20 protein-coding genes are annotated in these 20,621 nt (G+C 51.8%); 6 read left to right on the top strand and 14 right to left on the bottom strand.

Annotated features, from left to right (window positions below; translation table 11 throughout):
* Positions 1 to 212: 212 nt before the first annotated feature.
* Positions 213 to 839, bottom strand: coding sequence for a substrate-binding domain-containing protein (locus ACTRC3_RS04780; RefSeq protein WP_440321941.1), 627 nt, complete (start codon positions 837 to 839; stop codon positions 213 to 215).
* 8 nt (positions 840 to 847) lie between these two features.
* Positions 848 to 2,335, bottom strand: a complete 1,488-nt coding sequence (locus ACTRC3_RS04785; protein WP_440321943.1) for a methyltransferase domain-containing protein — start codon at positions 2,333 to 2,335, stop codon at positions 848 to 850.
* A gap of 435 nt (positions 2,336 to 2,770) precedes the next feature.
* On the opposite strand from ACTRC3_RS04785, the gene ACTRC3_RS04790 reads away from it, so the two are divergent.
* A complete protein-coding gene (locus ACTRC3_RS04790; protein ID WP_440321945.1) occupies positions 2,771 to 2,953 on the top strand; it encodes a hypothetical protein in 183 nt (60 codons plus the stop codon).
* A gap of 20 nt (positions 2,954 to 2,973) precedes the next feature.
* Here ACTRC3_RS04790 and ACTRC3_RS04795 read toward each other — a convergent pair whose 3' ends face one another.
* Positions 2,974 to 3,792 carry a GNAT family N-acetyltransferase gene (locus ACTRC3_RS04795; RefSeq protein WP_440321946.1) on the bottom strand — a complete coding sequence of 273 codons (819 nt, stop codon included), beginning with the start codon at positions 3,790 to 3,792 and terminating at the stop codon, positions 2,974 to 2,976.
* An 84-nt stretch (positions 3,793 to 3,876) separates the two neighbouring features.
* Here ACTRC3_RS04795 and ACTRC3_RS04800 point away from each other — a divergent pair, with 84 nt between their 5' ends.
* The gene (locus ACTRC3_RS04800) at positions 3,877 to 4,398 is read left to right on the top strand and encodes a peptidylprolyl isomerase (RefSeq protein WP_178038535.1); all 522 of its coding nucleotides are present in this window, start codon (positions 3,877 to 3,879) and stop codon (positions 4,396 to 4,398) included.
* Between the two features lie 70 nt (positions 4,399 to 4,468).
* Here the strand turns inward: ACTRC3_RS04800 and ACTRC3_RS04805 are convergent, their stop codons facing one another.
* The 3 genes from ACTRC3_RS04805 to ACTRC3_RS04815 all read right to left on the bottom strand — a co-directional run bounded on the left by ACTRC3_RS04805 (position 4,469) and on the right by ACTRC3_RS04815 (position 7,138).
* Positions 4,469 to 5,788, bottom strand: coding sequence for a replication-associated recombination protein A (locus tag ACTRC3_RS04805; protein ID WP_440321948.1), 1,320 nt, complete (start codon positions 5,786 to 5,788; stop codon positions 4,469 to 4,471).
* 27 nt (positions 5,789 to 5,815) lie between these two features.
* Positions 5,816 to 6,547, bottom strand: coding sequence for a polysaccharide deacetylase family protein (locus tag ACTRC3_RS04810; RefSeq protein ID WP_440321950.1), 732 nt, complete (start codon positions 6,545 to 6,547; stop codon positions 5,816 to 5,818).
* A gap of 75 nt (positions 6,548 to 6,622) precedes the next feature.
* Positions 6,623 to 7,138 (bottom strand): hypothetical protein, encoded by a 516-nt coding sequence (locus tag ACTRC3_RS04815; RefSeq protein ID WP_440321951.1) that lies wholly within the window; start codon positions 7,136 to 7,138, stop codon positions 6,623 to 6,625.
* Between the two features lie 122 nt (positions 7,139 to 7,260).
* Between ACTRC3_RS04815 and ACTRC3_RS04820 the strand changes: the two genes are divergently transcribed.
* On the top strand, positions 7,261 to 7,434 hold the full coding sequence (locus ACTRC3_RS04820) for a DUF4250 domain-containing protein (protein ID WP_440321953.1): 174 nt from the start codon (positions 7,261 to 7,263) through the stop codon (positions 7,432 to 7,434).
* Positions 7,435 to 7,524: 90 nt separating this feature from the next.
* On the opposite strand, the gene nagB is transcribed toward ACTRC3_RS04820, so the two are convergent.
* The 6 genes from nagB to ACTRC3_RS04850 all read right to left on the bottom strand — a co-directional run bounded on the left by nagB (position 7,525) and on the right by ACTRC3_RS04850 (position 11,006).
* On the bottom strand, positions 7,525 to 8,256 hold the full coding sequence (gene nagB, locus ACTRC3_RS04825; protein ID WP_440321954.1) for a glucosamine-6-phosphate deaminase: 732 nt from the start codon (positions 8,254 to 8,256) through the stop codon (positions 7,525 to 7,527).
* Between the two features lie 174 nt (positions 8,257 to 8,430).
* Positions 8,431 to 8,712, bottom strand: a complete 282-nt coding sequence (locus tag ACTRC3_RS04830) for a hypothetical protein (protein ID WP_440321955.1) — start codon at positions 8,710 to 8,712, stop codon at positions 8,431 to 8,433.
* Positions 8,712 to 8,894, bottom strand: coding sequence for a PTS sugar transporter subunit IIA (locus ACTRC3_RS04835; protein ID WP_440321957.1), 183 nt, complete (start codon positions 8,892 to 8,894; stop codon positions 8,712 to 8,714). The genes ACTRC3_RS04830 and ACTRC3_RS04835 overlap by 1 nt, the downstream gene beginning before the upstream one ends.
* A gap of 236 nt (positions 8,895 to 9,130) precedes the next feature.
* Positions 9,131 to 9,478, bottom strand: coding sequence for a DNA-directed RNA polymerase subunit omega (gene rpoZ, locus ACTRC3_RS04840; protein WP_349163665.1), 348 nt, complete (start codon positions 9,476 to 9,478; stop codon positions 9,131 to 9,133).
* Positions 9,479 to 9,487: 9 nt separating this feature from the next.
* The gene (gmk, locus tag ACTRC3_RS04845; protein ID WP_349163666.1) at positions 9,488 to 10,117 is read right to left on the bottom strand and encodes a guanylate kinase; all 630 of its coding nucleotides are present in this window, start codon (positions 10,115 to 10,117) and stop codon (positions 9,488 to 9,490) included.
* 10 nt (positions 10,118 to 10,127) lie between these two features.
* Entirely contained in the window at positions 10,128 to 11,006 is an 879-nt protein-coding gene (locus ACTRC3_RS04850) for a YicC/YloC family endoribonuclease (RefSeq protein ID WP_440321959.1), read from the bottom strand.
* 134 nt (positions 11,007 to 11,140) lie between these two features.
* On the opposite strand from ACTRC3_RS04850, the gene ACTRC3_RS04855 reads away from it, so the two are divergent.
* Positions 11,141 to 12,925 carry an Rqc2 family fibronectin-binding protein gene (locus ACTRC3_RS04855; protein WP_440321960.1) on the top strand — a complete coding sequence of 595 codons (1,785 nt, stop codon included), beginning with the start codon at positions 11,141 to 11,143 and terminating at the stop codon, positions 12,923 to 12,925.
* A gap of 131 nt (positions 12,926 to 13,056) precedes the next feature.
* Positions 13,057 to 14,403: an SH3 domain-containing protein gene (locus tag ACTRC3_RS04860; RefSeq protein ID WP_440321962.1), complete on the top strand. Its 1,347-nt coding sequence runs from the start codon at positions 13,057 to 13,059 to the stop codon at positions 14,401 to 14,403.
* Between the two features lie 59 nt (positions 14,404 to 14,462).
* Here ACTRC3_RS04860 and ACTRC3_RS04865 read toward each other — a convergent pair whose 3' ends face one another.
* Positions 14,463 to 15,059, bottom strand: a complete 597-nt coding sequence (locus ACTRC3_RS04865; protein ID WP_440321964.1) for a zinc dependent phospholipase C family protein — start codon at positions 15,057 to 15,059, stop codon at positions 14,463 to 14,465.
* 274 nt (positions 15,060 to 15,333) lie between these two features.
* On the opposite strand from ACTRC3_RS04865, the gene ACTRC3_RS04870 reads away from it, so the two are divergent.
* Complete coding sequence (locus ACTRC3_RS04870) at positions 15,334 to 15,912, top strand: TetR/AcrR family transcriptional regulator C-terminal domain-containing protein (protein WP_440321966.1); 579 nt, start codon at positions 15,334 to 15,336, stop codon at positions 15,910 to 15,912.
* Between the two features lie 174 nt (positions 15,913 to 16,086).
* On the opposite strand, the gene ACTRC3_RS04875 is transcribed toward ACTRC3_RS04870, so the two are convergent.
* Positions 16,087 to 20,610, bottom strand: a complete 4,524-nt coding sequence (locus ACTRC3_RS04875; RefSeq protein ID WP_440321968.1) for a PolC-type DNA polymerase III — start codon at positions 20,608 to 20,610, stop codon at positions 16,087 to 16,089.
* Between the last annotated feature and the right edge of the window lie 11 nt (positions 20,611 to 20,621).

Here is a 20,621-nt window from a genome sequence, read left to right on the forward strand (position 1 = left end):
GGACAGTCATGTGTAAGCAAAGTCTCCCGCCCCCTCTTTTTCTGACCATGAAATGAACCAATACATGGAATACCCTGCGGGTATCTCTAAAAACAGGAAAACCGGGACCCAGCCCGGGAAATCTTTCTTTCACTACGGTGTCCGGCTGTCCGCGAAGCGTCCGAACACCTCGAAAGAAAGATTTCCCGGGCTGGGTTCCGGTTTTCCGTCCGTTATTCACTTTTTATTACTGCCACTGCCTCTTCCGATGTCTCCGCATATACATCGCAGCCTGCATCCGTAACCGGCTGTTCAAACGCTATCACGCGGACGCCGACACTGCGTGCGGCTGAGAGAACACTTTCCAGCGCTTCTTCATGATTGGCGTGAATCGCAATTACGTCTACGTCCTCGGCCACCAGCTCGTTGACTGCCAGCATCTGATACTCTATCGGATCTACGTCACAGAGGGCAAAGGTACGATACTCCAGCCCACGGGCCTCGTCTGCTTCTGCGGCGGATACATCCGGCGTCTTTACATGAAGTTCTGCGCCCAGAGCTTCCGCCAGATTCTCAAAGTCTGTCTGTACCTGTTCATTCTCCGAATCGTCCCGGCTGGTCAATATCAGACCGATACGTGAAATCTGTTCTCCTGCATCTGGATTTTCCTGTTCTATCGCTTCGGATTTCTTCTCTGAGGCTTCTGCCTCCGCCACTTTTTCCTGCCCGCAGCCGCTAAGCGGCCCACACAGCAATATTCCCAGCAATGCGCATGCCAGCAGCATTCCCTGTTTTCTGATGCTGCACCCGGTTCCGCGTTCTGGATGCTCTGTCTGTTCTCGTTTCTTGTTCTTCCACATTTTTCCAGTTATCCTTCATAACGGACTGCCAGATACCAGGTGTCCTCTTTCTCGCTGATCCGCCACTCTTTTTCAAGCTTAAGCTCTTTGTTCTCCCGTATCCAGCGCTTTGCGTAGCCCCGGTCATGGGCGTATACAAAAATCATGGAGCCGGGCCTCAGCAGTGCTTCTGCCCGCTCGAACAGAGCGCGGTACAGACAGTCCACATCGTGGGCGGTGCGGTTTTTGCCTTCGCCGGGCATGTCGGTGATGATTTCATCGAATTTATATTCGTGGCTGAAGTCCCGCATGTCTTTGTTGATGAAATGAGCCGGGATGCCTGCTGTGGCGGCGTTTTCCCGGGCGGCTTTTATGGCCGGGCCAAAGATGTCGGTGCCATAGAGGGTGTCGGCGTGTACTGCGTAGTTCCGCTCAAAGAGCAGGGTACCCACGCCGCAGAAGGGATCCAGCACCCGGGCATTTTCTTTCATGTAAGGTTTTGCCAGCTCTGCCAGTACGGCAGCCAGGGCAGGCTGCATGGAGGCTGCCACGCTGTGTTTCCGGTAGGCGAAGCGGCGATCCGGCAGGCCGGAGAATTTAAGTAAGGGCAGGAATCCGCCGGATTTTTTCTCGTTAAGGCGAAGCTCTACCTCATAATCTGACGTATCGTTCAACATAGTGCCGCCGGTCTCCAGCATCAGGCCGTCTGCCAGTTTTTTGGTAAAGCGGCTGCGCTCCTCCAGGTTCATTTTGCTGCGGCATTCGATCCGGAACTGCCAGGGAGCGCCGCCCTCGTAGTATCGCTTCAGGACTTCCCGCAGATTGGATTCTGCCAGCTCTTTGGCGGCGTTTTCCCGGGATACCTCGTCGATATCCAGGCAGAACAGCAGCTCCCGCCAGGTTCGGATGGACAGAAGTTCTCTGAGATCCCCGTCTTTTACCCGCATGCCGGATCCCATCATGGTGACTTCACCGCAGGTGATCTGACGGGTTGTCAGATCCCGGTAGTCTTTCCAGGTGGTCAGGATCACATCTGACAGTTCGTTTTTGCCTGTAAACCGACGCTTCTTCGCAGCCTGATATTCGGAAATCAGGCCGTTCAGGGCTTCCAGCTCTTCGCGAAGATGCTTATCGTTTTCTGCGGTCCGCTTTTCTCCCAGCAGAATACGTCTGCGCTCTTTCAGAAACGGCAGCTGCTCCTCGCAGTCGCAGCCCTGAAGCGCCAGCAGATAGGCGCTCTTTACAAAGCGCTGTTCTTCCTTCTCATAGGCTGCAAGCAGCGCGTCCCGGCACTCGTCTCTGCCCAGCAGTCCCAGCACCAGAGCCGCATTTTTCCGAATCTTAGGATCCTCGGATTTCAAAAGGGACAGCCAGAATTCCGGCTCCTCCTCGAATTTCTCATCCAGCCACAGACCTGCCGCCGGTCCTTCTTTCTTATCCCGCAGAAGTCCCCGCATGGTGGACAGGCTCTGTCTTACGTCTTCTCCGTTTTTTATTTTTTCGTATAAATTATACAAGGTGTCCGTTTCCTTCCTGATACATAATTTTCACAGTTATGGTTATTTTCCCATATCCTTCGGATATGCACGCTCCGCTTTGGATGCCATTCAGCAAGGTTGCATACCCAATGATATTCTATCACATTCCACCCGATCTGCCAACGCATTTGCATACCAGATTTGAATGCCTGCCCCGCAGACTGCTATCTTTTTATTTCCAATAAGAAAGGACCGCCATCCGAAAATGACGATCCCTTCCACCCCTATATAATTTCCCAATACATTTCGAAAATTTCGTTTTACACCTGTATTCTTACACAAACAATGTCAGGATACCAACCACCAGTACAGACAACCCATTGGATATCAATGACGTTCCGATACCAAGCAGCGGTCCCACTTCGCTCTTCAGGCAGCCTTTTTCTGCCTCAGTCCGGCGCATGGCAGGCTAAGATGGACCACTTAGGACCGCTCCCGAGTGCGAACACCATCAACTACAAGATTTACCGCGATAAGGACTACCCGTCCTATATCCTGATGCCGTATATCCCGGAGATACCGGGCGAGCTGTGGCTGCAGCCCATGGTAGACGATGATATCGTCATGGGCGGAAGCGGCAAGGGCGGAACCCATTAATTTCTAATTACTGCCGTTTTTTAATATCCAAAGTCCTTCCGGTATCGATACATTTTCTGTTCTTTACAGGTAAACTCCTGCTCCCGCCTGAATCCAAGCTTTTCCAGTAAATGGCAGGACGCCGTGTTTTCCGCCTCTGCGTAGGCACTGATCTCCGGAAGCTCCAGCCAGTCCCTCCCGTAATCCAGCGCTGCCCGGCAGGCTTCCTCCCCGTAGCCCTGTCTCCGATAAGGCGTGTCAATCAGGTATCCCAGATCCAGCTCCGCCTCCGGGAGATAATCGGCGATTCCAAAACCGGCGCGGCCGATGATTCTGCCGCTCTCCTTCTCCAGTACCACCCACATCCCGCACTGATAAAGCCCATACATATACCGGATATAGGCCTTTGTCTCCTCTTCCCCGATTTCCGGCAGGCCGTTTTCCCGGCAGATCCGGTTCAGCTCCGGCAGATCGGAAAGCGTCATTTCCCGAATCCGCAGACGTGCTGTTTCCGCGATGGTGACCGGAAGCCCCAGGGCTCTCGTATGTACTTGCTCCAGAAATTCTCGATCAATTTCCTCAAAGCCCTCCAGCAGGATCCGGCAGCCGGACAGCTTCTGGCCGGGCAGATCCGGATTCAGATAACCGATACAGAAGAAGCCCTGCTCCAGCGCGGCTTTTTCCTCTGCGTCTGTCTCCACCAGACACAGCAACTCTTTGGGCTCCCCAAGGCTTCCGGAGGCCTTGGAAATCGCTTTCCCGCTGCCACCTGGAACCTTCCTCCAGGGAAGCCCGGAGGCTGTCAGAGCGGCCTCCAGCGCCTCTGTGTGGGACGCCTGTATAATCAGTCCTTTCAGCATTTTCGAAAAACTCCTTTACGTTCTCCCTGTTTTCGGCTAAAATAATAGATAAATATGGATATTAACAAAATGGAGGAATACATTATGGCACAGAATCCGGTAGTTACCATTGAAATGGAAAATGGCGATATCATCAAAGCGGAGCTTTATCCGGAAATCGCCCCCAACACAGTCAACAATTTCATCAGCCTCGTGAAGAAGGGTTTCTATAACGGACTGAATTTCCACCGCGTTATCAACGGCTTCATGATTCAGGGCGGCTGCCCCCAGGGCACCGGAACCGGCGGACCGGGCTACTCCATCAAGGGAGAGTTCTCCCAGAACGGCGTCCAGAACGATCTGGCTCACACACCGGGCGTCCTGTCCATGGCCAGAGCCATGCATCCGGACTCCGCAGGCTCCCAGTTCTTCATCATGCATAAGACCAGTCCCCATCTGGACGGCGCTTACGCGGCTTTTGGAAAAGTCATCGAGGGACTTGACGTGGTAGACAAGATCGCCACCACACGCACCGATTTCCGCGATCGTCCCATGAAACCGCAGGTCATGAAGACTGTGACTGTCGATACCTTCGGCGTGGATTATCCGGAGCCGGAAAAACTGTAAGTCTTATCACACAGGACGGAGAAGTCTATGCGCACTTCCCCGTCCTGTTCTTTTTCCGGCATAAAGCGGTCTATGCCTCACCCTTTATTTTCTTAAAATGCTCTTTGATCTGTCTCTCATATCCGTTATCTGACAACTCATAAAACTTCTCTCCCAGCACCTCGTCAGGCAGATACTGCTGCTCTACATAATGATTCGGGTAATCATGGGCATACTTATACCCTGTACCATGACCCAGCTTGCCCGCACCCGGATAATGGGCGTCCTGCAGATGGGGCGGCACGCTGGTGCGCTTTGTCTTCACCGACTCCATAGCCGCAAAGATGGCATTGACTGCGGAATTGCTCTTGGGCGCGCAGGCTACATAGGAAGCCGCCTGGGCCAGGATAATCTGTGCTTCCGGAAAACCGATGCGCTCCACGGCCTGAGCTGCTGATACCGCCACGGTTAAAGCCATGGGATCCGCGTTTCCCACATCCTCAGACGCGCAAATCATAATTCTGCGGGCGATAAACCGTTCATCCTCCCCCGCGTAAATCATTTTCGCCAGATAATAGACTGCAGCGTCCGGATCGGAGCCGCGCATACTTTTGATAAAGGCGGAAATGGTATCGTAGTGATTGTCGCCGGTCTTGTCGTAGCGCACCGTCCGCTTCTGGATGCACTCGGACATCACCTCCAGCGTCAGGTGAATCCGCCCGTCCCCGGAGGGCTCCGTGGTCAGCACGCCAAGCTCGATGGCGTTCAGGGCCGACCGGGCGTCGCCGCCTGCGATATCCGCCAGAAAATCCGCCGCTTCGTCGGTGATCTCCGCCTGATACGCGCCCATGCCCCGCTCTTTATCCGTCAGAGCCCGGTGAATCAGTTCCAGAATATCTGATTTTTCCAGTGCTTTTAATTCAAAAATCACAGAACGGGACAGTAAAGCTCCATTTACTTCGAAATAGGGATTCTCGGTGGTGGCTCCTATGAGAATCACCGTACCGTCTTCCACGAAGGGCAGAAGATAATCCTGCTGCCCCTTATTGAACCGGTGAATCTCGTCCACGAACAGGATGGTCTTGCGGCCATACATCCCCAGGTTATCCTTGGCCCGATTTACCACAGCCTCCATATCCTTCTTGCCGGCCACCGTGGCGTTCAGCTGGGTAAAATCCGCCTTTGTCGTATTGGCGATGACACGGGCAATAGTGGTCTTGCCGGTGCCGGGCGGTCCGTAAAAAATCAGTGAGCTTAATTTATCGGCTCGGATGGCCCGGTAAAGCAGCTTGTCCTTTCCTATGATATGCTTCTGTCCCACAATCTCGTCCAGGGTCCGGGGACGCAGCCGGGACGCCAGCGGCGCCTCCTGCTTCTGTGTATTTTCCCGCATATAATCAAATAAATCCATCTGTATCTCTCCTTGTACCCAGGCGCACTACTCCAGAATCAGTTCGTCCGCCGTCACAAATTCGTACCCTTTTTCCTGCAGCGCATCCACAATCCGAAGGGCCGCATCCACGGTGGTCCGGTAGGAATCATGCATGAGAATCACATCGTTTTCCTCCACATCGGATAGTACCTCCCGCACAATCTGGTCGGCATTTTTCACCTTCCAGTCCAGGGTATCCAGGGTCCAGAATACCGGAATCATCAGCACCTCACATTCCAGCTCCTTATTCCAGCTTCCGTAGGGCGGACGCACGTATTCCACCTGCTGTCCGGTGATGGCGGTAATGGCGCTGCTGGTGTCCTGAATCTCCGCGCAGGCCTCTTTTAAGGGCAGACTGTTCACGTCCACATGGTAAAAGGTATGATTGCCGATGAGATGTCCTTCCTCATGCATGCGCCGGATGATATCCTCCCGGCCCTCGATATTCTCGCCCAGCAGAAAAAAGGTGGCTTTTACACCGCGATCCGCAAGGCCGTCCAGAAGCTGCTCCGTATAGTATGGGTGAGGCCCGTCGTCAAAGGTCAGGGCAAGCCGCTTTGTTTCCCGGCCCACCGGATCCGCTTCTGCGCTTCTGACAGATTCCGATCCGGTCCGGATCTGCTGTCCGGCCTCCTGATTTTTACGCCAGAAAAAGGCGCCCAGCACCAGCATAAGCCCCAGAAGCCCCTTCCGAAGTCCCCGCTTCCATTCCGGATTTCTCCTGCTTCTTCTATCCACGGCCGCTCTCCCGGTTTGCTTTTACTGTAATATATGCCGGAAGAGCAGGCATAGAATCCTGCTCCGCCGCTTTTCTTATTTCTCTTTGTCGGACAACTCTTCCGGAGCTGTCTCCTCTTCGTCAGACGCTTCCGAATCAGACTCCTCCGCCTCTGCCTGCTCCTTCAGGACCTTCTCTGTAAGTCCTTCAAATTCCGGACGGAGCTTTCGCTTCATCTGATTTGCCAGGAAATAAATCAGTACCGGAATCAGGAGGTTATTTCCTGCCTCAGAACCCATCCCCACAATCCAGTACAGCAAAGCTCCCGCGCCAACAACGTCCAGCCCCAGTATTTTCAGATACGCGTTCTTTCTCATCTGGGTCATATCCTTCAGAAGACCGGTCAGCCAGGGCTCCACCACGTCGGAAAGCGCCAGATAGCCAATTACAAAAATACCCAGCAGCACCTCAAAAATCCGCATATTGATATTTTTCGTAACCAGGGCATACGCCACATAGCCGAGCACGATTACGGTCATTCCGATGATAATACCTGTAGTCAGCCGCTGCGCCGCTTTTTTCTTTGCTTTCATCTCTTCTGTATTTTCCATATTTCCCCTTCTCCTTTTGCAATCTCTCTGGCTCTCAGTGTACCAGAAAAAAATAATCCTTGCAAGTTCCGGGAGAATGTCTTACAGTTATCCTAATCTTTTTTGTCAGGAGGTAATTTCCCATGATTCCTAAGGATCCTATTATGCTTTTAAGCTGGATGAACACGCAACTTCGCGATCACTACGCATCCCTGGACGACCTGTGCCGTTCCGAAAACCTGGAGCGCAGCGCCATCGAGTCTTCCCTGGCCTCTGTGGACTATGTCTACGATTCAGACACCAATCAGTTTACCTGATTCTTTTTCACAAACGATGCACCAAAACAATGAGGGGAGCGCCTGACGGCACTCCCCTCATTATGCATGGGTTTTGTTGGGTTTTCTTTTTTATTCCGGAATCTTGGACATGGCTGCTTCGTCGCAAATCACGGTTACATTCGGATGGAACTGAATGATAGAAGCCGGAACCTCCGGTGTTACCTCTCCGTAGAAAGCCTTGGCAACGATATCTGCCTTGTCTGCGCCTGTAACTACCATCAGAATCTTCTTCGCGGACATGATAGTTCCGATGCCCATGGTGTATGCCTGACGCGGTACGTCGTCGATGGACTCAAAGAAACGCTTGTTGGCCTCAATGGTCATCTCTGTCAGGTCTACGCAATGTGTCTCTTTGTCGAAGAAGCTGTTCGGTTCATTAAATCCGATGTGTCCGTCATGGCCGATACCAAGAAGCTGGATGTCGATTCCGCCAAGCTCCTGAATCAGAGCCTCGTAACGCTTACTCTCCTTCTCCGGATCCGGCTCGGTTCCGTCCGGTACGTTGGTGCGGCTCGGGTCGATGTTAATTCTGCTGAACAGATGCTTATTCATGAAGTAGTAGTAGCTCTGGTCGTTGGAGTGATCCAGACCTCTGTATTCGTCAAGATTGACCGTTGCAGCCTTGGAGAAGTCTACCTCGCCGTTCTTGCACCACTCAGCCAGGCAGTCATAGATGCCGATGGGGGTGGAGCCGGTAGCCAGTCCCAGAACGCTGTCCGGTTTCGCGATAACCTGAGCTGCCAGAATGTGCGCTGCCATCTTGCTCATTTCTTCGTAATTCTTTACTGTAATGATATTCATACAAATTCCCTCCTGAAATTAATCATTCCCACTGGATATGATACCGCTTTCTCCCTTCGCGATATCCTCGATATTTTCATCTTAGCAATGGAAAAACACTCTGTCAACGGGATTACCGATTTGTGCAACTTATTTGTGCTTTTGTGTCACTTTTCCTTTAGATCGTTGGGATCTTTAGTCAAGCCACAAATGATTCAACGCAATTCGTTCTTCCAGAAATACCTTATTGTCTCTGCTCGGGTGAATCCGGTTGGTCAGAAGAATCATGCCTTCCCGCGTATCCATATCCATCAGAATCGAGGTTCCGGTAAAGCCGGTATGATACAGGATATGGTTTCCGTATTCCTTGTTCCATCCCAGGCCTCGATCTTTGAACGTGGTATCCAAAATCGTCTGGAACATCCCTTCGCTGAACAGTCGTCCGTCCCGCTGCAGATACGCCTCCACGAAACTCATCAAATCCGAAAGCGTGGAAAAGCTTCCATCTGCTCCAGACGCAGCTTGGACACCACATTATAGGGTGTACCGCCTGTCAGATCGGTCAGAATCAGAACGCTGTCGCAGGCTCCAAGCTCCGCCACTGCCTTCTGCATTTTTTCTTTTAATTCATCCGCTGAATGTTCCGGCAGAAAGTCCACTGCCTGATATATTTCAATATATTTTTCAAATATTTATTTTTTGAAATATCATTACATTTTCTGTTTCAAACCACATTTGACGAAACTATGAGAAACACGCTCCGCGAGTTTCTCAAGTTATCGCGGCAGTCGCCAAGGTCTTGTGCAAGCACAGACTTTGGCTCATTGCACGCGTAAAAAATAAGGGCAGGCAGGTTTTCACCTGTCTGCCCCTGGACTTTTCTATACCCTTTGGCTTATTCTTCGCCTTCTGCGGCTGCCTCTGCCTCTGCCGCACGCTCTGCAGCCATCTCCTCATTGTAATGATCTGCGTGAAGCACTGCGCGCTCTGCGTCCATCTCATCTGAGGAGTCGTCATCCTCCGGCATGATCTTGATCAGACCCTGCTCCAGCTCCTGGATAGCAATAGACAGCGGCTTCTTGCCCTTGCCGTCTACGAACGGCTCCTCGCCGCCGATGATCTGACGGGCACGCTTGGATGTGGCCAGCACGATGGAATAACGGCTGTTGACTACCGGAGTTTCGCCCTCCTCTACCTCGCTGTTGACGACCTTCATTAAATCGGAATATGACGGATGTAACATGTTTTCACCTTAACCTTTCTGAAATTTGCTGATATCTTTTTTGATCGTGTTAATAAGCTCCAGATTCCGGGAAACACGGCTGTGCTCGCCCTGTATAATCTGATGCACCTGTGTGACACAGGTATCTAAATCATCATTGATGATGAAATAATCATAATTTTCGATGCCCTCGGCCTCCTCGGAAGCTCTGGAAAGACGCTTCTCCACCACATCCAGGCTTTCGGTTCCCCGGCCTATCAGACGGTTCTTCAGGGTCTCCGCATCCGGCGTGGATACGAATAACAGCAACGTATCCGGAAACCGCTTCTTAATCTGCAGCGCTCCCTGAATCTCAATCTCCAGAATCACGTCCCTGCCCAGGGCCAGCTGTTCTTCCACATAAGCCCGCGGGGTTCCGTAATAATTGCCCACATAGCAGGCGTGCTCGATGAGCGCCTCATCGGCTATCATCTGTTCGAATTCTTCTTTGGTGCGGAAAAAGTACTCTCTTCCATCCACCTCGCCCTCTCTGGGGCTGCGGGTGGTCGCAGAGATGGAAAGGGCGTAATTATCATAACGGCTGACCAGCTCCTTCATCAGTGTTCCTTTTCCTGCGCCGGAGAAGCCGGACACAACCAGTAAAATTCCTTTTCTGTCCATCTTATTCTCCCTACTCAATATTCTGAATCTGTTCCCGGACTTTTTCGATGCCGGTCTTCAGCTCAATGGCGTGATTGGAAATCTCCAGGTCGTTGGCCTTGGAAAGGATCGTGTTGGCCTCCCGATTCATCTCCTGAGCAATGAAGTCAAGCTTGCGGCCCACGCTCTCTTTCTCTTCCAGTGTGGCTCTCGTATGCTCAATGTGGCTGCGGAGTCTCACGATCTCCTCGTCCACACAAATCTTATCCGCGAAAATAGTCACTTCGGAAGCGATACGGCTCTCCTCAATCTGGGTATCGGAAAGGAGCTCCTTCACCTTATCCTCCAGCTTCGCCCGGTACTCGGCCACAATCTGCGGAGAACGCTCCTCCACATAATCCACATGGACCAGCAGCTCGTCGAGCTTCGCAGTCAGATCCCGCTTCAGATTCTCGCCCTCCGTCACGCGGGTGGCTACGAACTGCTCGCAGGCGCCCTTTAAGGCCTGCTCCAGAAGCTTCCAGAGTTCTTCTTCGTCATCCTGCACTTCTTCCATCACCAGAACCTCCGGATAACGGGACAGGGCCCCCACCTTCACATCCTGATCCAGGCCGAAATCCTCTGCCATCTGCTTTAAATACTTCAGGTACTCCGCGGCAATTTCCTTATTATAATGAAGCGCCATATTGCTCTCGGACAGATCCTCGTAGGTTATAAAAATGTCCACCTTGCCTCGCTGAATATAAGTCTTCAGGAGGCTTCGGATGGCAGATTCAAAATAATTCAGCTTCTTCGGCATCTTGATGACCACGTCCAGATATCTGTGGTTGACGGACTTCATCTCCACCGTCATTTTCCGATCCCCTTCGGATACCTCGCACCGGCCAAAGCCTGTCATACTCTTTACCATGGTTGTTCTCTCCGCTCCGCAGTGTCTGATTTTCCGAACCTTTGCACTGCTCATTTGGATTTTATTGTAGTTGAATTTTTTCCACATGTCAAGTATACTTATTTAAAAGCTATTTGAAGGAGGCCGTTTTCACCATGGCATTTGACGGAATTACAGTATCCTGTCTTCGAAAGGAGTTATCCGATAAGCTGACCGGAGGACGCATCACAAAAATCGTCCAGTCCGAGGCCGACGAGCTCCTGCTTACCATAAAAAACAACGCAAACCAGTACAGACTTTTGCTTTCTGCTTCGGCGAGTCTGCCGCTGGCCTACCTGACAGATAAAAATAAACCCGCGCCCATGACCGCGCCGGGCTTCTGTATGCTGCTCCGCAAGCATCTGGGGGGCGGACGCATCGTGGCTGTGACCCAGCCCTCTCTGGAGCGCATTCTTCATTTCCATATCGAACATCTGGACGAGATGGGGGATCTCTGCCGGAAAACCCTGATCGTGGAGCTGATGGGCAAGCACAGTAACCTGATTTTCTGTAAAGAGGACGGCATGATCCTGGACAGCATCAAGCATGTGTCCCTGGCGGTCAGCTCCGTCCGGGAAGTGCTGCCGGGCCGGACTTATTTCATTCCCCATACCCAGGACAAGCTGGATCCCCTCACTGTCGCTCCCGTGGAAATGGTTTCTGCCATCTGCGACAAACCGGCGCCCCTCTCCAAAGCCATCTACACTACACTGACCGGCTTTTCCCCGGTCATGGCCGAGGAGCTCTGTCACCGGGCTTCTGTGGAATCCTCGCGGCCCGCAGGGGCTCTTACTGCTCCCGAACGGGAAATGCTGTCCCACCAGCTGCTGCGGCTTATGGAGACTGTCAAGGACGGTGATTTCGAACCCCGTATTTATTATAGAAATGCCTGTTCCGTATCCACTGATACCACATTTTCCCAGTTCGGACAGAGTCTGGAGCCGGTAGAATTCTCCGCTGTTCCCCTGACCATGTACGAAGAAATGAACGCCCAGCCCTTCGAATCCGTTTCCGCACTCCTGGAAAGCTATTACGCCACAAAGAATACCCTGACCCGCATCCGCCAGAAATCCTCCGATCTACGCCGCATCGTCCAGACTGCCCTGGACCGGAGCCGCAAGAAATACGATCTGCAGAGCCGACAGCTGGCCGATACGGAAAAACGGGAAAAGTATAAAATCTGGGGCGAGCTGATTCACACCTACGGCTACGGCGTACCCGAGGGGGCGAAATCCATGCAGGCCCTGAATTACTATACCAATGAAGAGGTCACGATTCCGCTGGATCCGACCCTTTCCGCCCAGGAGAACGCCAAGAAATATTTTGACAAATATGGCAAGCTCAAGCGAACCTTCGAGGCTGTAACCACGCTGCTGGCTGAAACGAAGTCTGAGGTGGAACACCTGGAATCCGTACAGACCGCCCTGGATATGGCACTGTCCGAGGAAGATCTGGTGCAGATCAAAGAAGAGCTGGTAGAGTCCGGCTACATCCGCAGAAAAATCGGCGGCAAAAAGGTGAAAATTACCTCGAAACCCTACCACTACGTCTCCAGCGACGGTTTCGATATCTACGTGGGTAAAAATAATTTCCAGAACGACGAGCTGACCTTCCAGTTTGCCACCGGAAACGACTGGTGGTTCCACGCCAAAGGCGCGCCCGGCTCTCACGTCATCGTGAAGGCAAACAGCCGGGAGCTGCCCGACCGTACCTTCGAAGAAGCGGGCCGTCTGGCCGCCTATTATTCCAAGAACCGGGGCGGCGACAAGGTAGAGATCGACTATGTACAGAAGAAACAGGTAAAAAAGCCCGGCGGCGCGAAGCCCGGTTTTGTGGTATATTATACCAATTATTCCCTGATGATTGATTCAGATATTTCGGGTATCCGGCAGGTAGATTAAGAAAGTTAAGATATTCTTAATACTCGGCCCGTCCCGTTGCTTTTTGCCTGCCAAACGCTTATACTGAAAGCAGAACGTATGAGCGGGAATTGCCGCTCATACCATTTTTCTCTACAAGGGAGGATTTTATTATGAAGTATACGAAAAAGAAGAAATTACTTTCCTTTTTCCTGATTTTCACACTCTGTTTCGGGCTGCTGACGCCCACATTCCGGACTGAGGCAGCCAGAGCCACCGGAACGGTCAAGAACCGCATTCTCAATGTGCGTTCCTCCGCTTCCACCAGTTCTTCCATCATCTGCAAGCTGTCCCAGGGAACTAAGGTATCCATTATCTCTGAGACCACCGGCGATGACGGCCTGAAATGGTACGATGTGTTCTTTGCCTATGGCGGCGACGCCAAGGAAGGCTATATCCGGGCGGATCTGCTGAATGTATCCGGAAGCGTATCCGGTTCTTCCGGAAGCGCTTCAAATAATTCCTCTGGCTCCGACAACAGCAGTTCGTCCGCATCCGGGCAGAAGTATGTGAAACCGGCTGTGGCTATCATCCGTACCTACGCATCCACCAATGCAGACATCCGTACAAAGCTGGAACGCGGCACGGCAGCTTCCGTTATCTCTTCCAAAAAGGGCGATGACGGCAGAACCTGGTACAAGATTTCCTTTACAAAAAATGGTTCTGCCATGGAAGGCTACATCCGCGGCGATTTGCTGATCGACACTAACCCGGGCGGTTCTGCTTCTTCCACCGATGTATCCGGAACCCGCTATGTAGTTCCTGACAGCGGCGTGTCTGTCCGCTCCTATGCCTCTACCAATGGCGATATCCGCTCCAAACTGAATAAGGGCACAGCTGTCAGTCTGATTACTTCCAAAAAGGGCGATGACGGACAGACCTGGTATAAAGTATCTTATACCGTAGACGGCTATAAGCTGAACGGTTATATCCGCAGCGATCTGCTGACAGACAAGAACCCGGCAGGCGACTCCGGTTCTTCTAATACTTCCTCAGGAAGCGCCTCTACCAGCGTCACCATCCGTCCGGCAGTAGCCAATATCCGCTCCTACGCTTCCACCGGAGCTGATATCCGCTCCAAACTGCCCGCCGGAACCACAGCTACCATCATTTCCGAAAAAACCGGCAATGACGGCAAGAAATGGTATAAAATCTCCTACACACTGAACGGTAATACCATGCAGGGCTATATCCGTTCCGATCTGGTAACCATGGGCGCTGCGGCCAACACCTCCGGCTCTTCCGGAAATTCTTCATCCGGCAGCTCCTCCGGCGGCGTCGCACAGGTTCGAAGCTACGCTTCTCCCAACGCGGATATCCGCGCCACGCTGGAAAATGGCACTAAGGTAGCGATTATCAAAGAAAAAACCGGGGATGACGGTCAGAAATGGACCAAGATTTCTTTCACACAGAACGGTGAGAAGATTGAAGGTTATGTTCCTTCTTCTCTGTTAAAATAAGCTTCCGGATTTGAAAAGGGCCTTCGCTTTTATGCGAAGACCCTTTTTATATCTCACTTTTATGCCGGACAGAACCGTTTTTCTGCCTCCCTTGCCGCCGCCAGATTTACCAGATTCAGAATCGCCTGCACCACCTGATGGCAAATGCGGACAATATACTCACAATCCTCCTGCACGCCGTGCTTCATTTTCAGATAATCCTCATGGGCCTTCTTAACAAAGCTGCAGACTGCCTCCGGCGTCTCAAACTTTTTCGCGTCAATCCGGTCGCGAAAGGCCTTACCACTCTTTACGTATTCCCGAAGGCGGAATTTCAGTTCTTTCTCATACACGCAATGATCTTTCAGATTGCCGTCGTAGATCTGATTGTGCGGGAAGGTAAAATAATCCGCAATATAATGAATGATTTCACCCAGTCGGCGCATAAAGGCGCGTCCATTGTCCAACAGCAGACCGGAATCCGCGGACAGTACACAGATACGTTCCTTCACCAGATCAAAGGTTCCATTGAACTCGTGACGCTGGGTCAGAAAGGAAGGCTTGCAGTCCGGGAGTATGCTTCCCAGATAGAACGCTTTCCTATGATGTGTCATCACCGGAACCTGCATGTCCTGCGCAATGTATCTGGCCAGTGAAATATGTGATTTTTTTCTCATTTATTACCTCCATCCTCACGGCATCTTGCCGCTTATATAGTTTCCCCTCGTAAAACACTACCTTTTCTATCATACTCCAATCATTCCAGGTTGTCTATCACTAACTTTTACAATATTCCATAAATTTCAGCATTATTTTTTGACTATTTTGGTGTTTATCTCCTCTTTTTGTTATGAAAAATGATGAACTTTTTATAAACTTCGCGTTTTTGCTTGATTCAGACCTGAAAATTCAGTACACTAAGATGAATGACGCAGGATGGATGGTGGATTTATGAAACATGAGATGCAAAGTCAGGCTACGAAGCAGGCGCTGGTGGATTCGCTGAAGCAGCTTCTGACGAAAAAGTCGTTTTCGAAAATTACGGTCACGGAGATCGTGGAAAACTGTGGGTATAACCGCAAGACGTTTTACTATCATTTTGAAGATATTTATTCGTTGCTGCGCTGGATGCTGGAACAGGATCTGCTGTCGGTGGTGGACAGCAATGAATTAACGTCTGATCCGGAGAAGGTAATCCGCTTCGCTCTGAGTTATATTAAGCAGAACCGGCAGCTTCTGACCTGCGTTATCACAGAGCTTGGTCATGATGAGCTCCGCAATTTTCTCTATGATGATTTTGCCGCTCCCATCCGTATGGTGATTCAAAAAGCCGAGTCGGAGATTGGACTTACGTTGGACGACGCTTATCGGGAGTACCTGACTTCTTTTTATACCAGCGGTATGACGGGGATGATTATCCGGGTGCTGCTTCGGAAGATTTCCTCGGAAGATGAGTTTATTGAAGATATGATTACGACGTTTCATGTGTCGCTGACGGCGCTGGTGCAGGCGCGGGGGCACAGGATGTAAAACATAATAACCTCCGATCAAGCAAGGCACACTCTCTTTCCTGACGTTACAGGACGGTTAAGTTATCCTGCGATTTAGGATATCGGTTGTTTTGGGTTCTACGTTTTTCCATATTCTATTTTGTTTCACTATTTTTTATTTATATTACCGTCTTGTTTTCCGTACGTTTTTCTATTAGGATACATAATCAAATAAGGACAGCTGATTGGACTCCGGCAGGTCGCCGAGCAGCCCCAGGTCGCCCATGAAGTCGATGACGGTCTTTGACAGCTTGCTTCGTGTCCGCAGGTCGTCCCTGGACAGGAAGGGGCCGTCTTTGGCGGCGGCTTCCAGCTGGTCGGCCGCTTTGTCGCCCAGGCCCTCGATGGTACTTAAGGCGGGCATCAGTTTGCCGTCGATGATCTGGAAATGGTGGGCCTTCGCCTTATAGATGTCGATGGGCCAGAATTCGAAGCCTCTGGCGTACATCTCCTGTACGATGTGCATGTCCTTCATACTGTCCTGCTCCTTTTTGGACAGAGAATCGCTGCGGCGCTTGTAGTCGGCCATATAGTAAGCCAGCCGCTCCTTGCCCTGGCACATGAGCTCATAGCTGAAGGCGGACGCTCGGATACTGAAGTAGGCCGCGTAGTAGGCCAGCGGATAGTTGATTTTGCAGTAAGCGATTCGCCAGGCCATCATAACGTAGGCCGCTGCATGGGCCTTCGGGAACATGTACTTGATCATTTTACAGGACTCGATATACCAGTCCTCCACACCTTCCGCCTTCATGGCGTCTATCCATTCAGGCTTCAGTCCTTTTCCCTTTCGCACACTTTCCATAATGGTAAATGACAGGCTTGGCTCCACGCCCTGATGTATCAGATACAGCATGATATCGTCTCGGGTACAAATAGCTGTGGAAATGGTAGCTTTTCCCTCTTTGATGAAGCGCTGGGCGTTGTTCAGCCACACATCGGTACCGTGGGACAGTCCGGAGATTCGGATCAGGTCCGAGAAGGACTGGGGCTTGGCGTCACACACCATCTGGATTACGAAGTCGGTGCCGAACTCGGGGATTCCAAGACACCCCAAAGGACAGCCGTCGATATCCTCCGGCCTGATGCCGAGAGCCTCTGTATTCTTGAACAGGGACATGACGCCCTGGTCGTCCAGGGGAATCGTTTTCGCGTCCAGGCCGGTCAGGTCCTCCAGCATACGAATCATGGTCGGATCATCGTGTCCCAGAATATCCAGCTTCAACAGGTTGTGGTCGATGGAGTGGTAGTCAAAATGGGTGGTGATAATGTCCGTGGTCATATCATTGGCCGGGTGCTGGATCGGCGTAAAGGAATGAATTTCCTCGCCGTGGGGCAATACGACGATACCGCCCGGGTGCTGACCCGTCGAACGGCGCACACCCACGCAGCCCTGGACGATCCGGTCGATCTCACAGTTTCGCTTGTGCTGCCCCCGCTCCTCGTAATAATTTTTCACATAACCGAAAGCAGTCTTATCCGCCAGGGTTCCGATGGTCCCTGCACGGAATGTCTGTCCTGTACCGAAAATGACCTCCGTATACTTATGGGCCTTGGACTGATAATCGCCGGAGAAGTTCAGGTCGATATCCGGCTCCTTGTCGCCCTTGAATCCCAGGAAGGTCTCGAAGGGAATATCGAAGCCTTCTTTCTTCAGGGGACCGCCGCAGACCGGACAGTTCTTGTCCGGCATATCGCAGCCGGCCGCACCCGCGTATTTGCACACCTCTTCCGACTCGAAATCACTGTAATGGCAGGCCGGGCAGTAATAATGGGGCGGAAGCGGGTTGACCTCGGTGATTCCTGCCATGGTGGCTACGAAGGAGGAACCTACAGATCCTCGGGATCCTACCAGATAGCCGTCCGCATTGGATTTCCACACCAGCTTCTGGGCAATGATATACATAACCGCGAAGCCATTGGAAATAATCGAATGCAGCTCCTTCTCCAATCGCTCCGTTACCACCTGGGGCAGATCTTCGCCATAGATGGAATGTGCCTTTTCATAGCAGATATCACGCAGGGTCTGATCGGAATTTTCGATAACCGGCGGACACTTATCCGGGCGCACCGGGGAAATCCGTTCAATCATGTCCGCGATCTTGTTCGTGTTAGTTATAACTACCTCTTCTGCTTTATCACTTCCGAGATATTCAAATTCTGCCAGCATTTCCTCGGTGGTACGCAGGTACAGGGGAGCCTGGTCGTCCGCGTCCTTGAAGCCCTTTCCGGCCATGATGATACGGCGGTAGACCTCATCCTCCGGATTCAGGAAATGCACGTCGCAGGTGGCCACCACAGGCTTGTGGAACTGCTCGCCCAGGGACACAATCTTTTTATTCAGACGAATCAAATCATCCTTAGACTCAAAGGTGGGACGCTCTCCCCGCAGCATAAACTCGTTATTTCCCAGAGGCTGGATTTCCAGATAATCATAGAAATTCACCAGTCTCGCGATCTCCTCGTCGGGGGCAGACCGTACCAGTGCCTGGTACAGCTCTCCGGCCTCGCAGGCAGAACCCACGATAAGGCCCTCCCGATGCTTCTGAAGCACGCTTTTCGGAATTCTGGGCACACGGGCGAAATAGTCCAGGTGGGACCAGGAAACCATGCGGTACAGATTCACCCGGCCAATCTCATTTTTCGCCAGAATGATGACGTGGTGGGATGGCAGCTTCTTAATGGCGTCCGCGTCCAGGGTACTCATCTGGTTGACGCCGTTCAGGTCGAAGATATCCCGTTCCTTCAGCATTTGCACAAACTTCACGAAGATTTCAGCGGTACAGCCCGCATCGTCCACGGCCCGGTGATGATTTTCCAGGGATACATTCAATGCCTTCGCCACATTATCCAGCTTATAACGGTTCAGCTGAGGCAGTAAAATTCTCGCCAGCGCCACTGTATCTACTACTGTAAATTCACAGGGCAGCCCCTGTCGTTCGCTGTTCTTTCGGATAAAGCTCATATCAAAGCCGGCGTTATGAGCCACCATGACCGCGCCCTTGCAGAAATCCAGAAACTGCGGCAAAATTTCCTCGATGGCAGGCTCGTTCATAACCATTTCATCACTGATGCCGGTCAGCTTCTCAATCTCGAAGGGAATCGGAAGCTGCGGATTTACGAATACACTGAACTTGTCAGTGATTTCGCCCTTTTCCACCCGCACAGCCCCAATCTCGATGATCCGGTCGTTTTCTGCGGAGAATCCTGTCGTCTCGATATCGAATACCACATAGGTATCATCCAGGCTCTGTCCGGCTGCGTCGGTGACAATATCCTTCAGGTCGTCCACCAGATAGCCCTCCACGCCGTAGATCACCTTGAAATTATCGCCCTTTTCCAGGCTGTGGCTGGCGTCCGGATAGGCCTGTACCACGCCGTGGTCCGTCACTGCGATGGCTGTATGGCCCCAGGACTTGGCACGCTTGATGATGCTCTTTACATCCGAGACGCCGTCCATATCGCTCATTTTCGTGTGACAATGAAGCTCCACGCGCTTCAGCTCGCTATTATCCGTACGGGGCGCCCGGAAATCTGAGGATTTCTTGATGCCTGTCACAGAGCTGATGGTCAGCTCATTATCGAAGCGATCCATGGCAGTCAGACCCTTCAGCTTGATAAAAGATCCCTGTTTTACCTTCTCCCGGAAGGCTTCCATCTCGTCGTTTTTCTCAAAGATCTTAATGCGGATGGTATCGGTATAATCCGTCACTGTAATGGTTACAATGGTTTTCTCGCCACGGATCTCCCGCTCATCCCAACCGGTGACCTGGCCATGGATGACCACCTCGCCCATTTCCCCAATGACCTGCACCAGATCTGTAATCTCGCTGTCATCGAAATCCCGGCCATACAGTACATCCGGATTATTGCTGGCACCCCTGCTTCGGAAGCCTCCGCCGGAACGCAGAGTCTTACCATATGCGTACTCGCTCTTGCCGAAATTGCCGAAGTTCTTTTTACCGCCGTCCGCTTTGGCCGCCGTCTTCTTCTCGACCTTTGCCCTGTCGGGGCTTCCCGCGCCGCCTGCTGCCGCGATTTTGCTATCCGCGCTTTCCGCATTTTCCGCGCTCTCCGCCGCGTCCGCTGCCTGCTTGGCCGCCCACATGGCCGCGTTCAGTGCCTCCGCCTGCTTCTCCACGTCCGCCCGGCCGCTGCGCCTCTTCTTTTCTTCCTTTTTATCCACAAACTCCACCCGGATTTTCACATCCAATCCACATCGTTCCGTGAAAATCTTATACAAAATGCGGATAAGTTCATCGGCTGCGTCCTCGCCCAGGGTGGTTTTCGTAAGTTCCATTTTCAGGACATTACTCTCCGGGAAGCTGATTTTCGCGCTCCGGAACAGGTTGTACTCCAGCATGCTGTAATTACGCAACTCAAAAAGAATACTGTCCTTATAGAGCCCCATCAGGGTCTCTGGGTTGTACTGTCCCGACAGCTCGTAGCGCTCCAGGATCTTTACCGTAATGTCAGCGTTGCCAAACAACTGCCTTTTTAAAGTCTTTTCAAGCTGAAAAAGCTGCTCCTTATGGATCAGCTTTCCGCTCACAAGATATACTCTTATGAAATTTTTTGCCCGGTTAGAAGTGACCTTTTCCACCTGCACCTGCTCCAGAAGGTCTGACAGACCTTTTTCCACATGCAGAGGCGGAAATACCTCTGCGAACATTTTTACCATTGACAGTTCTC

The sequence above is a fragment of the Laedolimicola sp. genome (assembly GCF_051972735.1).
Classification (GTDB): Bacteria; Bacillota; Clostridia; order Lachnospirales; family Lachnospiraceae; genus Laedolimicola; species Laedolimicola intestinihominis.

Excerpts from the sequence above, each read along its gene's own strand:
- ACTRC3_RS04780 (WP_440321941.1), bottom strand. The coding sequence starts at position 839 with ATGTGGAAGAACAAGAAACGAGAACAGACAGAGCATCCAGAACGCGGA.
- ACTRC3_RS04790 (WP_440321945.1), top strand. The coding sequence starts at position 2,771 with ATGGACCACTTAGGACCGCTCCCGAGTGCGAACACCATCAACTACAAG.
- ACTRC3_RS04795 (WP_440321946.1), bottom strand. The coding sequence starts at position 3,792 with ATGCTGAAAGGACTGATTATACAGGCGTCCCACACAGAGGCGCTGGAG.
- ACTRC3_RS04800 (WP_178038535.1), top strand. The coding sequence starts at position 3,877 with ATGGCACAGAATCCGGTAGTTACCATTGAAATGGAAAATGGCGATATC.
- ACTRC3_RS04805 (WP_440321948.1), bottom strand. The coding sequence starts at position 5,788 with ATGGATTTATTTGATTATATGCGGGAAAATACACAGAAGCAGGAGGCG.
- ACTRC3_RS04815 (WP_440321951.1), bottom strand. The coding sequence starts at position 7,138 with ATGGAAAATACAGAAGAGATGAAAGCAAAGAAAAAAGCGGCGCAGCGG.
- ACTRC3_RS04820 (WP_440321953.1), top strand. The coding sequence starts at position 7,261 with ATGATTCCTAAGGATCCTATTATGCTTTTAAGCTGGATGAACACGCAA.
- nagB (WP_440321954.1), bottom strand. The coding sequence starts at position 8,256 with ATGAATATCATTACAGTAAAGAATTACGAAGAAATGAGCAAGATGGCA.
- ACTRC3_RS04830 (WP_440321955.1), bottom strand. The coding sequence starts at position 8,712 with ATGAGTTTCGTGGAGGCGTATCTGCAGCGGGACGGACGACTGTTCAGC.
- rpoZ (WP_349163665.1), bottom strand. The coding sequence starts at position 9,478 with ATGTTACATCCGTCATATTCCGATTTAATGAAGGTCGTCAACAGCGAG.
- gmk (WP_349163666.1), bottom strand. The coding sequence starts at position 10,117 with ATGGACAGAAAAGGAATTTTACTGGTTGTGTCCGGCTTCTCCGGCGCA.
- ACTRC3_RS04850 (WP_440321959.1), bottom strand. The coding sequence starts at position 11,006 with ATGGTAAAGAGTATGACAGGCTTTGGCCGGTGCGAGGTATCCGAAGGG.
- ACTRC3_RS04855 (WP_440321960.1), top strand. The coding sequence starts at position 11,141 with ATGGCATTTGACGGAATTACAGTATCCTGTCTTCGAAAGGAGTTATCC.
- ACTRC3_RS04860 (WP_440321962.1), top strand. The coding sequence starts at position 13,057 with ATGAAGTATACGAAAAAGAAGAAATTACTTTCCTTTTTCCTGATTTTC.
- ACTRC3_RS04865 (WP_440321964.1), bottom strand. The coding sequence starts at position 15,059 with ATGAGAAAAAAATCACATATTTCACTGGCCAGATACATTGCGCAGGAC.
- ACTRC3_RS04870 (WP_440321966.1), top strand. The coding sequence starts at position 15,334 with ATGAAACATGAGATGCAAAGTCAGGCTACGAAGCAGGCGCTGGTGGAT.
- ACTRC3_RS04875 (WP_440321968.1), bottom strand. The coding sequence starts at position 20,610 with ATGGTAAAAATGTTCGCAGAGGTATTTCCGCCTCTGCATGTGGAAAAA.